This is a genomic window from Microbulbifer agarilyticus (assembly GCF_001999945.1).
Taxonomy (GTDB): Bacteria; Pseudomonadota; Gammaproteobacteria; order Pseudomonadales; family Cellvibrionaceae; genus Microbulbifer; species Microbulbifer agarilyticus_A.
This window is the reverse complement of record NZ_CP019650.1, coordinates 2,501,353-2,515,209: the sequence shown is the minus strand read 5'-3', so window position 1 is coordinate 2,515,209 and position 13,857 is coordinate 2,501,353. Positions and strand designations below refer to the sequence as shown.

Here is a 13,857-nt window from a genome sequence, read left to right as displayed (position 1 = left end):
GTGGCTAAAGTTACATCGTAATGATGGCTATTATCGCGTCAGCTAACTGAACATCAGGTGAATAGGCGCGCGAAGCTTTCTTCTTCCGGGTGGTAGAGCGCAAAGCCCAGGCGCAGCAGTTGCTGGCGTCGATCGCAGAGCACATTTTTCTCGCGCAGCGTTGCCTGCAACTGCTCGGCGCCTTGGGCGCTACCGCAGCGGAATGTGAAGAAGTGGCCGTGACCGCTTTCCAAATCGTGTGCGATCAGGTTCTCGCGGTTCAGGATCGGGTGATCTGCAGCGTCCATCGTAGCGAGGAAGCGCCGCTGATTGTTCAGTACATAGCGGTGGATGCTATCCACGGAAATGCCTTCCTGCTGATGAAGCTCCAGTACCGCCAGGGCCTTGTACAGTGGCGAGAAATCGATGGTAGAGCCGGCAAAGCGCAGCCAGTCGTTGCCAAAGCCGACGCCTTCGCTGCGATTCTCCAGCTCCGCCATCTCCGCAAACCAGCCGGTATACAGTGGCCGCAATTGGCAGCCGCGCGGGATGGTCATAAAACACATGCCTTCCCCGGCGCCCAGATACTTGTATGAGCCAGCGGTATAGAACACCTTGTCGGCCACCTTGCCGAGATCGGTGGGGCGGGCATAGAACCCGTGGTAGCCATCGATCACCATTTGCGCGGCTTCTGGCTTGCGCTCCGCCAGTGCCAGCAGTTCCGGAAACGCGACCCCGGAATCGAAAAACACCTGGCTGGCGTAGGCCAGCTGGTAGCGGCCGGATTGCAGCGCCTGCTCAAACCTGGTCGCCAGCGTTGCGTAAGGCTGGGTGGGGACGCGGGTGACCTGCACATTGGGCAATTCTTCAAGCCGCAACAACTGGCGGGCAAAGCTGTAGAATTCGCCATCGGTGGTCAGGATGTGCAATGGCTGGCTCAGGTCGAAACCGCTCAGCAGGCGGTAGACCAGCTCGTGGGTGTTCGGGGCCAGGGCAACCTGCTCCGGGGCCGGCAGGTTCAGGGCGCTTGCTATACCCCGCTGGAAGGCGGGTATCTTCTCGCCGAAGATCTTTTCCCACTTCTGGTCTGCCATTGCTGCGGCGTCGTACCAGTATTCGTTGACCGCATCCAGGGTCACGTCGGCCCAGTAGTGATGGGAGTGGCAGGCCATATGCAGAACCGGTAGGTCGCAGCCTGGGGAGGCGGCTTTTTGAGCCCCCTTTAAAAAATGTCGATAGTATTTTTGGTACATTTCGTTCTGGAAACTTTATTGGGGATGATTAGATTGTCATCCAATGGACGTATCGGGATTGTAATCCCGCAAAGGAGGCGTTGCAGTGGAATATTTGCACACAATGGTGCGTGTCACCGATCTGGACAAGTCGCTGGAGTTTTATTGCGACAAGCTTGGTCTGTATCTGGTCCGGCGTACCGATTATGAGAGAGGGCGTTTCTCCCTGATTTTTCTCGCGGCGCCCGGGGACAAAGACAGCGCGGAAGCGGAAAAACGCCCGTGCCTCGAGTTGACCTACAACTGGGACCCGGAGACCTACACCGGCGGCCGCAACTTTGGTCATCTGGCTTACCGCGTGGACAACATCTATGAGACGTGTCAGCGCCTGATGGATATGGGGGTGACGATCAATCGCCCGCCGCGTGACGGCCACATGGCGTTTGTACGTTCCCCAGACAATATTTCCATTGAGCTGTTGCAGAAAGGTGACTCCCTGCCGCCGCAGGAGCCCTGGGCTTCCATGGAAAACATCGGAGAGTGGTAACCACTTCCGGTCTTCGCAGTAATAGAAGAGAGCTAAAGATGGCCAACCCGAACAAATCCCGCAGCTGTGTCGTACTTGCCGGCGCCAATGCTGCTCGTCGAGTGCGCGATGAAGGTTTGAACCAGAGCATGGTATCCACTCTGGTGGGCGCTTCCGGCGGCCCCAAGTGGCTTTCCATCAGTCAGCTTGACCGGGTATTGATCGGCGAGTTTTTCCGCGACCGGAGTGCGCCGATTGCCACGCTGGGCTCCTCGATCGGTAGCTTCCGCAACATGTGCTATGCCACCGCCAATCCAATGGAGGCGCTGGAGGTTCTGGAGCATGGCTACATCAACCAGACCTATGCCAGCGAGCGTCCGACGCCTGCGGAGATCACCTCAAAAGGGGAAGATATCCTGCTTCGGGTTTTGGGAGAGCAGGGGGCCGCGCAGGTTGCCAGCAATTCGGTGTGGCGCAGTCATTTTGTGACCGTGCGTGGGCGCGGGCCGCTGGCCAGTGAGAAAAAGGCGCTGTTGGCGCCAGCGTTACTCGCATCTGCTTTGGCCAATGCGGTCAGTCGCCGCAGTTTGCAGGCTTTTTGGGATCGGGTGGTGTTCCATGCCGGTGATGCGCCGGCAGTGGGCTTCCGCAACCTGAGTACGGTCAACACGCCGCTGAACCCGGAGAACGTCTGCCCGGCGGTGCTGGCCAGCGGCTCCATCCCTCTTGTGATGGCCGGCGTGCCGACTCCCTCCGGGGCGCCTGCGGGTAACTACCGCGACGGCGGTATTACCGATTATCACTTTGATCTTGGGTTTGAGCATCCGGAAGGGTTGGTGCTGTACCCCCATTTCTTCCCGTATATGGTCCCGGGCTGGTTCGACAAGAGCCTGCGGTGGCGCTGGGTGCGTGGCGGTGCCATGGATAATGTAATTTTGGTGGCACCATCGCCGTCGTGGGTAGCCAAATTACCTTATGGGAAAATCCCGGATCGCGATGACTTCGTCAAACTCTCCACGGAAGAGCGCCTCAAGTACTGGAATGCGGTGACCGAGGCCGGCAAACGGGTTGCGGAGGATTTCTTCGAAATGTGGCAAACTGGCGCCATTGCCAACGAGCTTATCGAGGTTGGCAGTGATGAAGAGCCTCACCGTCTGGCAATGTCCGCGTGAGGTATAGCTGAGGGAGCAACCTCGCAACCGCGCCACTAAGTAAGTGGAAGAGCAGTGGAAGACCAGTGAAAGACGCCGAATTTACTCAGCCGCAGGAAGAGTTCCGGACCACCCAGGAGCGGGTGTACTACCAGGTGCGCGATGCGATTCTCCGGGGCCAGTTTTTACCCGGTAATCCCATCACGATTCGCGGCTTGGCTGCCGAGCTCGACTGCAGCCCAATGCCCGTGCGCGAGGCCCTGCGCCGGCTTACCTCGGAGCGGGCGTTGGAACTTTCCGATACCCGCCGCGTGACCGTGCCGAGCATGACGCGGGAAAAGTTGGACGAAATTTGTGCTGCCCGGGTGGCGCTCGAGTGCCAGGCCGCGGCCCAGGCGCTACCGCAGGTAGGAGATGCCGAGCTCGAAACGTTAAGAGGTCTCGACGATCGGGTAACCGAGTCGCTGGCAAAAAATGACATACAGGAGTATGTTGCCGCCAACCTCGAGTTCCACTTCACCCTGTATCGTCTTGGTCATCCGCATATCATTTTGTCATTGATCGAGAGCCTCTGGCTGCAGACCGCACCGTTGCAGCATTTGGTATTCCAGCGCTTTGGTGTGCAGGAGTTACCCGATCGCCATCAGGACTTGATTGAGGCTATCGCGGCAAAAGATGAGCAGCGTGTGCGCACCGCCATTCGTCAGGATATTGAAGAGGGACTGGGCTCCATTTCTGCTGAAGAGTTAATGCCGCACTGATGTTCAGTTACATTCATATTGTTCTCCATTTTCTTGTCCCTCTCGCTATTGCGTGGTTTTTCTTTCGCGACGAATGGAAGAAGGCCGCCTTGTTTATGTTGGCTGCGAATCTGGTAGATCTTGATCATTTGCTGGCGACGCCGATCTACGATCCCGGTCGTTGCAGTATCAACTTCCATCCGCTGCATAAATTACTGCCGATTTCCGTCTACGGTGCGATGATGTTTTTACCTTGGAAGCCATTACGCTGGTTGGGTATTGGCCTCATTACGCACATGTTGTTGGACGCTCTTGACTGCAGTTTCTAACATAAACTGTTCTGTTTTATCCCTAACTTGCCTGTTTTCTCCCTTTGGCCGCGGATGACGCTTCCGCGGCCGACTACTTGGGTAATCATGTGCCGTGCCATAGATTGGCGATAACAATAACGACGCATAGAGGAACCTAAGGTGAAGAAAAAACTTATCCCGCTTTTTTTGCTTTCCACGATGAGTCACGGCGCGCTGGCCTGTGTCTCCGCGGAGACCGAATCGAATGATGCCGAGGCTGATGCCGATGGTCCTGTATGTTCTGGTCAGGCGGTCGCTGGCAATATTGCCAACCGCAGGGATCAGGACTGGTATTACTTCAATATTGATACTCCGTCCGATTTAGATATCTCTCTGGCGCACGATAGTGGCGACGACTTTGATTGGCACCTGTATGACGCGTCGCAGCAACTGTATAGCGCCGAGACGAGCAACCGTCCTGAGTCAGCCAGTGTCAGTGTCAACGGCAGTGGCCTGTATACGCTCAAGGTAACCCGTTATAAGGGCCGTGGTGATTACACCCTGAATGTGGACGGCATCCCGTCCAGCAGTGGGGGTGGAAGTAGTAGTGGCGGTAGCAGTAGTGGTGGTAGCAGCGGCGGAAGTAGCGGTGGCGGCGACTGTAATGTTGGCGCGCGTCCGGCGAAGCCGGGTGGCTTGACCCGATACATCACGGGGAGTGAAGCCGATATCTGTGTAAACCAGACTTCCGGCGGCTTGCTGGTGATGGGCGGCGGCAGCGATGTCGATGCCGCGTTTACCCGTCGTGTAGAGCCGTTGATCGGTGGTGGTGATGTCGTGGTGCTACGTACCAGTGGCAGCGATGGCTACAACGATTATCTGCAGGGGCTGCTCAATGCAGATTCCGTCGAAACCCTGATTGTTGATCGTCAACAGCACGCCAATGACGAATACGTTGCCTGGGCCGTACGCTCTGCCGAGTTTGTGTGGATTGCCGGTGGCGACCAGTCCGACTACCTGAATCAGTGGCAGGGCACTCCGCTCCAGCAGGCACTGGATGAGGTGATTGCACGTGGTGGTGTCCTGGGCGGTACCTCTGCCGGTGCGGCTGTGCAGTCCGAGCACATCTACGACCCTGACGGCGTGCTGGGTGCCTACTCCTCCGAAGCCGTGAGTGACCTGTGCCACGAAAATACCAATATTTCCGATGGCTTCCTGACGACTGCAATCATGCAGGGCGTGATCGTAGATACGCATTTTGCCGAGCGCGATCGTATGGGCCGTTTAATGGCTTTTATGGCGGGACTACCTGCGGGCATTCAGGGCATCGGCGTCGACGAAGCCACTTCGATCTTCTTTACTCCTGACGGCAGTGGTGTAGTTGATGGCGCGGGCAGCGTGTATGTGCTGCAAGAGGATGGTCAGACCAGTCGCACGCAAGCTCAGTGTGGCCAGCCGGTTATTTATGAAGATGTCCTGCGCTATAAGCTGGGCGAGTTTGATCAATTCAATATATCCAACGGTGCCAGCAATGTGACCCCGAAGCGCATAGGCATCGATGGTCGCTCCAATAACTTCTATATCAATCAGCCGTATCAGTAAGTTCCGCTGCGGCAAAACAAAACGTTGTGATTGAATTGGTGAACCGGAAGGGGAATTTGTTCCCCTCCGGTTCACCGTCGAGCAGTTTCCTTCCCACGTCATCGCAGATACGCCACAATTCAATTGCCGATATCGCAGATTATTCGGCTGCCGGCGATATCTGCTTCTGAATTTAATTCTGTAGCAGAAAACCTTTACAGGTTTTTTTCATCGTGATAAAAATTGGTGTGTGATCGATAGTAATCAGATTTGGTTATGCTTCTGACGCGATAAACCCGAATCAGGAGAGCGATCGATCTGACTCCCAAGTTCAAGTGTCGTTATTTGGTTAAACGTACTTGATAAACAGTGCAAGGCATCAAGAGCAAAATGAACAAGGTTGCTACTGTCAAGCGCTGCTCCTCCAACTACTACCTCAGCGAGTGGTTTGACGAGTAGCTTCCCCACCTCGGTTTAACCGGGGGCCCCGCTTATTTATGCGCGGGTGCAAGGAAGCTATAAGTCGGTTTCATCCGTTCTTATTTCCAACTCATTTTGTCGAGCTCTGTTGGCAATGCTTATGCGTTGCTTTGGTGTCGATTGCATGGGTTATTGCACTGCATTGCCGCCGGTTTTTCCAGGGAAATCTTTTGCGAGCCTGAAGTGTCGATTGTTGATGCTTGTAGTTCGCGCATTTTCGAATCTCACAGAAAAACTAAACAACCATCGGAGACAGGAATTTTTCCTGGAGGGCAATAAAATGGATAACAGAACCCAACTAAATAAAACGCCATTGAGTAAGGCAGTGCGACTGGCGCTGGGCTGCTCATTGATTGGCAGCAGTGCGTTCGCAATGGCACAGGAAACACCAAAAGGTGCAGATGCGTCCGTTGAAGAAATCGTGGTTACCGGTACCCACATCAAGGGGCTGGATACCGAAGGCGCGGTACAGGTCGTGCAAATTGATCGCGATGACATCGAAGCTTCCGGTGCAACTTCTCCCATCGAAATTCTGCAGCAGCTTTCCCAGACTGGTGGCGGCAGTGGCACTTTTTCTACTGCTACTTCCGGCGCACTTTCCAGCAGCACTCCGGTAGGCGCTGCCGGTGTGTCCCTGCGTGGCTTGGGCGCCAGTTCCACCCTGGTGTTGGTGAATGGCCGTCGCGTATCCGTGAGCTCTTTTGCCAAGGGGCAGGAGTCTTTCGTCGACGTCAACTCGATCCCGCTGTCTGCCATTGAGCGTGTAGAAGTATTGCCCAGCGGCGCCGCGGCCACCTACGGTGCCGACGCGGTTGCCGGCGTTGTGAACTTTGTGCTGCGTGATGATTTTGATGGTTCTGAAATTTCCTTGACCCACGGCAACTCCACCGCCGGTAGCGATGAAGGTAAATACAACCTGAGTTGGGTGTGGGGTCGCGAAGGCGATACCAGCCACACCATGGTGGTGGTTGACCTTTTTTCTCGCAATGCGATGTATGACCGCGACCGTAACTTGACCGCGAACTCCGTGCGCCCGAGTCAGCAGGGTGTTTACCCGAGCTTCAATGACTTGTTCCTGGCGTATTACGATCAGACCGAAGGCCCTGTATCCGGCGGCTGTCCGGAGGATCAGTTTGGTTTTGGCAGCTTCGGCGATTACTGTGAATTCAATACCAATGCGGTTGCCGCGACTCAGGATGAATACGAGAGCGCGAGTGTTGTAGCAACGTTTAATTACGATATCTCCGACAATCTGGAGTGGTTTAACACTCTGATGTTGCAAACCAGTGAGTCCCGCGGCACTTCTGCTCCGGCAAACTTCTCCCGCGCGCCCTTCGATCCGGAAAGCCCGCTGTGGCCAGAAGCTCTGAAGGCTGATCTGGTTGAGGAAGGTTCCTTCCATCCAGATTATCCAACCAGCGATTTCAGCGAGTTTTACGGGTATCCGATTTTCGCCTGGGGAAAATTCCCAGATGCGCGTGCGGTAGAAGTTGAAAGTGAGGCCATGCGCCTGGTGTCTGGCCTGCGCGGTGAAGTCAACGAATGGAACTGGGAAGTTGCCGCTAACCTGGGCCGCAGTGAATCCGAGCAGCGTGGTATTTCCGGGTTGTACAAAGCGGATGCTTTCTACAATGCCAGCGTAGGTAATCTGTGTACCGACGGTTCCGTTGTCGACCGCTGGGAAGTAGACCTGGCACGTCCCAGTGCAAGTTTCGGCGCGGGTGAAACCTGTGAAGACCTCGGCAAAACCACTGCCTGGTACAACCCCTTCGGTGGCCAGGTTGATCAGATTGCGGAGATGGACGACCTGATTCGCACCGACGCGAAACGCGGTGGTAAGTCAAATCTGTACGCCATTGACGGTAACATCTCTGGTAGCTGGATCGAGTTGCCGGCAGGTACCGTGCAAGTGGCCTTTGGCGGTGAGTTCCGCCGCGAGTCCGTGGTGGATACCCCGTCTGGTGATGCTGTTTCTACCACTCTAAATCCTGAGCCGATTCTGGGCTTCAGTTCCACGTCTGCCGACGCCGCACGTAACCAGTGGGCAGTCTACATGGAGCAGATGATTCCGCTGGCAGCTAACACCGAGTTGCAGTTCGCCTTGCGTTACGATCACTACGATAACTTCGGTGGCGACACCAACCCGAAGGTTGCGCTGCGTCATCAGTTTAACGATGCAATTACCTTCCGTTCCAACTGGTCTACTTCCTTCCGCGCACCGTCTCTGGCGCAGGTTGGTGCGGGCACGCTGTTGTCCAGCTATTCCGTTGACTGTAGCGCAACCCCTGTTGCCTGTGACGGCCTTGCGGATGAGTCCGGTGAGTCTCTGCTGTCCGAGGATGTGAGCAACGATGGCCTGAAGCCGGAAACTGCTACTACCTGGGGTGCGGGCTTTCTCTTGAAACCGAGCGAAGATACCGAGATCTCTGTCGATTACTGGAATATCGAACACGAGAACCTGATCGGTGTGGAAGAAGATGACTTCATTCTGCGCGCATTCAATGGTGACTTCGCAGTAGTTGGCGAAGGTGAACTGTCTACTGGCCAGCCTGGCCTTGAAGTGGCCGGTGGCTTTGTAGTGGATGCACACTTCCAGCTGTCCAATCTTGGCTGGCAGAAGACCAATGGTGTTGATGTCGCGTTTACCCAGTACTTCGATACTGAGAACTGGGGCAACTTCCGCTTCACCCTGGATGGTACCTACCTGAATGAGTTCGACAAGTTGCCATCTGATGCGCTGGGAATCGTGAAGGAAGCGGGTAACTATACCTACCCACGTTGGTTGGCCAATAGCTCCCTGCGTTGGCGTTACGAGGACTGGTCCTCCACTTTGACTGGCCGTTACACCCACAGCTACATGGATGATCCCAGCCCGCGTGTATTGGATTCGGTGCTTGAGGAAGGCAACGAGTACTTCGCATCTCGTGTCGATATCGATGACGAAGGTAATGTTGAGGTGGATAGCTGGGTGACCTTCGACCTGCGCGTCGCCCGCGATTTCGACAACGGCAGCTGGTTGAGCCTGCGCGTTAACAACCTGTTCGACAAGGAGCCGCCGCTGGTACTGGGCACAGGCGCCAACGTTGACCACTTTAATCATAACTCTCTTGGTCGTTTCTACACCTTGAGCTACGGCTACGCGTTCTGATCGGCGTCTCACAGGACCTGATCCCAGCGGGCGTGCGTTGCGCGCCCGCTGGTAATTTTTCTTTTTAATGCGGTTTATTTCTATGCAAACGAGCGAAACCAACTCTGCTGTCACCAGCCTTTCCGAGTCAGTGGAATCGCAGGCGCCTAAGACCTGGGCCATGCCGGATACCTACCTGATATTGCTCGGGGTAGCCGTCGTCGCGTTTGCGCTGAATTTTTTAATCCCTGCGGGCACCTTTGATACCGTCACCAACGTGGTGGATGGGGTGGAACGCAGTGTGATTGACCCGACCAGCTACAAGCAGGCATCCGACGAACCGGCAGGTTTGGCACTGTTTGCAGAGGGCGGGGGTATTGGTTTTCTGAATTTTGCCTTTGAGGGCATGGTGTCCGGCAGCAAATGGGGCGCATCGATTGGTGTGTTCGCATTTATCCTGCTGACCGGTGGTGCCTTCGGCTTGATATTTGCCAGCGGCTCCGTGGAGCGGGGTTTGTTTCAAGTGATTGCGCGCAATCGCGAAGCCGGGCACCTGTACCTGGTAATACTGTGCTTTCTATTTTCCCTCGGTGGCGCGGTGTTCGGTATGGGCGAAGAGGTCATTCCTTTTACGTTGATCGTTGTGCCCCTGCTGGTTTCCATGGGGTATGACAGCATCACCGCACTGCTGGTTACCTATGTGGCGACTCAGGTAGGTTTCGCCACCTCCTGGATGAATCCTTTTGGGGTAAGCATTGCCCAGGGTATTGCCGGAGTTCCTTTGATGTCCGGCAGTGGTTTGCGCATGGCTCTTTGGTTGGTGGCAACCTGCGGCCTGGCGGCATACACCATTTTGTATGCCCGTCGCATACAGCATAAGCCTTCGCGCTCGCTGGCTTATGCTTCTGACCAGGTGTTTCGCGACAAGTCTGTGTCGACTAATGCATTGCAAACGATGGTCCGCGGGGATGGCTGGGTGTTACTGCTGTTCTGTGCGGGCATCGCGTGGATGATCTGGGGGGTGGTGGAGCGCAGCTACTTCCTGCCCGAGATTGCCAGCCAGTTTTTCACCATGGGTATCGTGATCGCCGCGGTTTCCATCGCGTTTGGCCTGAATGGGCTTACCGCCAACAAGGCTGCGGCGGCGTTTAAAGAAGGCGCTCAGCAGTTGCTGCCTGCAGCGATGGTGGTGGCGTTTGCCAAGGGCATAGTATTGTTGCTCGGCGGTGATGACCCGCAGGGCGCAAGTATCCTGAATACGATCTTGCATGTGGCAGGTAATAGCCTGGCCGATGTATCGGGCGCGGTTTCAGCCTGGTTTATGTTGGTGTTCCAAACCGTATTTAATTTCTTTATTACCTCCGGCTCTGGTCAGGCGGCACTGACCATGCCAATCATGGCACCGCTTGCGGATGTGGTGGGTGTTACTCGCCAGACCGCTGTGCTCGCGTTCCAGCTTGGCGATGGTCTCACCAATATTGTGGTGCCCACGTCCGCAGCATTGATGGGCTGCCTGGGTGCGGCGCGTCTGGATTGGGGGGTATGGATTCGGTTTATTTTACCGCTGCAAGGGGCGCTGTTTTTATTCGCGTCGTTGGCGGTATTGGTTGCGGCCGTTTCCGGCTTTTAACTTCTAAGCAGTTTTTTATGTCTCAAATTACTCTGATAAAAAATGCGGAGGTATTTTCCCCCCGCAGTCTCGGCCGCTGTGATGTGTTGGTGGCGGGCGATCGGGTGGCAAAAATCGATCAGCAGCTGGCCTTGCCCGACAACGTCGGCCAAGTGGTGGATGCCGATGGCGCCTGGTTGATGCCAGGTCTGGTTGACTCGCTGGTACATATCACTGGCGGCGGTGGTGAGGGTGGCTTCGGCTCGCGTACGCCGGAGTTGAACGTACGCGATGCGATTGCCGGAGGTGTTACTTCTATTGTTGGTGCCCTGGGTACCGATGCGATTACCCGCACCCTGAATGAGTTGTTCGGTAAGGCCAAGTCCCTGGAAGAGCAGGGTATCTCATGCTTTATCCAGACGGGCTCCTATCAAGTACCGGTGAATACCCTGACCGGTAGTGTGCGTGGCGACATCATCCTTATCGACAACATTATCGGTGTGGGTGAATTGGCGATTTCCGACCACCGTTCTTCTCATCCCACTCGTGATGAGTTAACGCGCATTGCGTCCGATGCTCGGGTTGCGGGAATGTTGAGCGGAAAGGGTGGTGTCATCAGTGTGCATGTGGGTGACGGCGCTGACCGTCTGCAGCCATTGTTTGATGTGGTTGAAAATTCTGAAATTCCCATTGCCCAGTTTTATCCGACCCATATGAATCGCAACCGTTCGCTATTGGAGCAGGGTGTGGAATTTGCCTGTGCCGGTGGTTTTATCGACTTCACTACATCCACCACCGATGAAATTCTGGCGAGTGGCGAGATGCGCGCGAGCCAGGCGTTGTCGCTGGCGCTCGAGCTCGGTGCGCCAATAGACCAGCTTACGTTTTCTTCGGACGCGCAGGGCTCACTGACAAATTTCTGCGACTTGGGTCAGCTGCAGAATATGGAAGTGGGCGCTATCACCAGCTTATTCGACGAGTTCCGACGGACGGTGCAGGATGAGAAAGTAGAATTGTCACGCGCGTTGCAGACAGTCACCAGCAACCCGGCGCGGGCCCTCGGCCTGAAGCGCAAGGGGCAAGTAGCTCCTGGTCGCGATGCCGACCTACTGCTGGTAGATCCTGAACGATTCCAAATTACGCATGTAATGGCACGTGGCCGCTGGCAGTTGTTTGACCAGTCGTTGCAGACGTCTCAACACTCTGAATAGCGAGGTTCTGTTGTGGTGGTATTGCAAGATCGACAGTTACTGGATGAAGCGCTTGCGTTGATGAGCAATAACCTCGCGGAGCCATTGCGCACTGGGGAGTTGGCCACTTATCTGGATATTTCGGTGAAAAAGCTTGAGCGTATATTCAGCCGTTTCAAGGGCATATTACCGGCACGTTTTTATCGCGAGTTGCGGTTGCAGCATGCACGCGTGCTGTTGCTGGAAAGTGAGCAGAGTATCGATGCTATCGGGCAGCAATGTGGCTTTCGCTCTGCTTCCCATTTTAGTCGCTGCTTTAAAGAACATTTTGGGCGGAGCCCACGGGGAGAACGGATGTTCGGCGAACCTTCCGATGCCGCACTTCAGTTCTGTGTGGATTCGCCGAAGTTGGAGAATTTTCGGGTAGGGGTAAGTTTATGAGCCTGTGGCGTATTGCGAGTCTTTCGCTGTTAGTGTTTGCGTTTGCTGGAGCCGCTTGCTCCAGTAAAAGTGACGGGACTCCGGAAAAAGATGCATCGGCAGAGCCGGGTGCAACCCACGTTGCCAGTGAATCTGGCCGATTGCTGATTGTGGGTGGAGCGCTTAGAAGCGATAACAAAGATGTCTACCGGGCGTTTATCGAATCTATTCCCCCAGAGCTGCCTAGTGTGGCGATTGTGCCGGCGGCCTCCGGTCGACCCGCGCACTATGCGCAACAGTTTGCCGATGATTTGCGGCATTTTGGTTTTGCTGGTGACATTCGCGTGCTGCCCATCGCCGTAAAAGACGATGCCTCCACAGAATCGGTGGATGAAAGCCTGTGGCGCGATGGTGGCCGCGACGTAGCGCTTGCCGAAGAGTTGGCGGACGTTGGTGGTATTTGGTTTGTCGGTGGCGATCAGACCAAAATCACCGCTACGTTGTTAAGTGCTGACGGGCAAGATGGCCCGGTCCTCACCGCGATTCGCTCGCAGCTGTCGCAGGGCGCGATCGTTGGCGGTACCAGCGCCGGTGCCGCAATTATGAGTAAAACCATGATTGCAGCGGGAGACTCCTTGAGTGCGCTGACTCTGCCCAGCGTTGAAGTGTACGCGGGTATGGAAAGTCAGGAGTCTGGGCAGCTGTTACTGGCGCGCGGTCTCGGCTTTCTGCCCTTTGGTGTGGTGGATCAGCACTTTGATCGCAAAGCGCGCTTGGGGCGCTTGATCCGGGCGTTGGGTTTCGCCTCTGAGGAAGCTTTCAGGGTTGGCTACGGTGTGGATGAAGACACCGCACTGCTGGTAAACCTCGGCAACAAGACCCTGAAAGTTCTCGGTGCTGGCAATCTGGTAGTGGTAGATGGCCGCACTGCACGGTTTGGGCCTGTAGAGGAGCCATTCGCGGCCAAAGGTTTGCGTCTCAGTGTTTTGAGTACTGAGGATACTCTGGCCTGGGAAACTGGCGAGGTCACGATTGCTGGCAGTGAAACCCCCGGCCAGGAAGCCTTTGGTTATCGCGCGACCCAAGGCGCCGGTATCGCGCTGGCAAACCAGCGCCTGGATCATTTGCTGGGCTTTTCCTTGCTGGACAATCGAGAAGTTCGTGAGTTGCGGCGCTACGCTTTTAGCGACGAAACGGGGCAGGGGGTATTGTTCCAGTTCCAGCAGACCGAGCAGTCTCGGGGTTTCTGGCGCTATGGCTCGGGTACCAAAGACCAGTATTCGGTGGTTGATGTCACCCTGGATGTGGTGCCTGTAGCGGTGACTGTTACGCCGGCTTCTAGTTAAATCCTCTCTTTATCGCCGACCGAGTCACGCGACATACCGCATTGACCGGTCGGTCTGCATCAATTTTTGGGTTCAGAGCTGCTGCAGGGCACTGGCCACCCCCTTCCTTACTTTCTCGCCATTGTTGGTCTCAAACCGCACAACTACTCGTGGCCGAGTGGCACTAGGCTAGTGCTATTCGTGCGG

11 protein-coding genes are annotated in these 13,857 nt (G+C 55.6%); 10 read left to right on the top strand and 1 reads right to left on the bottom strand.

Annotation, left to right across the window (positions count from 1 at the left end; translation table 11 throughout):
* Window positions 1–53: 53 nt before the first annotated feature.
* Window positions 54–1,151 (bottom strand): hypothetical protein, encoded by a 1,098-nt coding sequence (locus tag Mag101_RS10330; protein ID WP_232324984.1) that lies wholly within the window; start codon window positions 1,149–1,151, stop codon window positions 54–56.
* Window positions 1,152–1,317: 166 nt separating this feature from the next.
* On the opposite strand from Mag101_RS10330, the gene gloA reads away from it, so the two are divergent.
* The 10 genes from gloA (at window position 1,318) to Mag101_RS10280 (ending at window position 13,671) form a co-directional block, all read left to right on the top strand.
* The gene (gene gloA / locus Mag101_RS10325; protein WP_077404404.1) at window positions 1,318–1,758 is read left to right on the top strand and encodes a lactoylglutathione lyase; all 441 of its coding nucleotides are present in this window, start codon (window positions 1,318–1,320) and stop codon (window positions 1,756–1,758) included.
* Window positions 1,759–1,796: 38 nt separating this feature from the next.
* Window positions 1,797–2,909, top strand: a complete 1,113-nt coding sequence (locus Mag101_RS10320; RefSeq protein ID WP_077404401.1) for a hypothetical protein — start codon at window positions 1,797–1,799, stop codon at window positions 2,907–2,909.
* Window positions 2,910–2,974: 65 nt separating this feature from the next.
* Window positions 2,975–3,649 (top strand): GntR family transcriptional regulator, encoded by a 675-nt coding sequence (locus tag Mag101_RS10315; protein WP_010131456.1) that lies wholly within the window; start codon window positions 2,975–2,977, stop codon window positions 3,647–3,649.
* The gene (locus tag Mag101_RS10310) at window positions 3,649–3,957 is read left to right on the top strand and encodes a DUF6122 family protein (protein ID WP_077404398.1); all 309 of its coding nucleotides are present in this window, start codon (window positions 3,649–3,651) and stop codon (window positions 3,955–3,957) included. Before Mag101_RS10315 ends, Mag101_RS10310 begins: the two co-directional genes overlap by 1 nt.
* A 141-nt stretch (window positions 3,958–4,098) precedes the next feature.
* Window positions 4,099–5,520: a cyanophycinase gene (locus Mag101_RS10305; protein WP_077404395.1), complete on the top strand. Its 1,422-nt coding sequence runs from the start codon at window positions 4,099–4,101 to the stop codon at window positions 5,518–5,520.
* A 739-nt stretch (window positions 5,521–6,259) separates the two neighbouring features.
* Window positions 6,260–9,127, top strand: coding sequence for a TonB-dependent receptor domain-containing protein (locus Mag101_RS10300; RefSeq protein WP_077408225.1), 2,868 nt, complete (start codon window positions 6,260–6,262; stop codon window positions 9,125–9,127).
* An 82-nt stretch (window positions 9,128–9,209) separates the two neighbouring features.
* A complete protein-coding gene (gene yfcC / locus Mag101_RS10295; RefSeq protein ID WP_077408223.1) occupies window positions 9,210–10,736 on the top strand; it encodes a putative basic amino acid antiporter YfcC in 1,527 nt (508 codons plus the stop codon).
* A gap of 17 nt (window positions 10,737–10,753) precedes the next feature.
* Window positions 10,754–11,926, top strand: a complete 1,173-nt coding sequence (gene iadA / locus Mag101_RS10290) for a beta-aspartyl-peptidase (protein WP_077404392.1) — start codon at window positions 10,754–10,756, stop codon at window positions 11,924–11,926.
* A 12-nt stretch (window positions 11,927–11,938) separates the two neighbouring features.
* Entirely contained in the window at window positions 11,939–12,346 is a 408-nt protein-coding gene (locus tag Mag101_RS10285) for a helix-turn-helix domain-containing protein (protein WP_077404389.1), read from the top strand.
* Entirely contained in the window at window positions 12,343–13,671 is a 1,329-nt protein-coding gene (locus Mag101_RS10280; protein WP_077404385.1) for a cyanophycinase, read from the top strand. The genes Mag101_RS10285 and Mag101_RS10280 overlap by 4 nt, the downstream gene beginning before the upstream one ends.
* The last annotated feature ends 186 nt before the right edge of the window (window positions 13,672–13,857 follow it).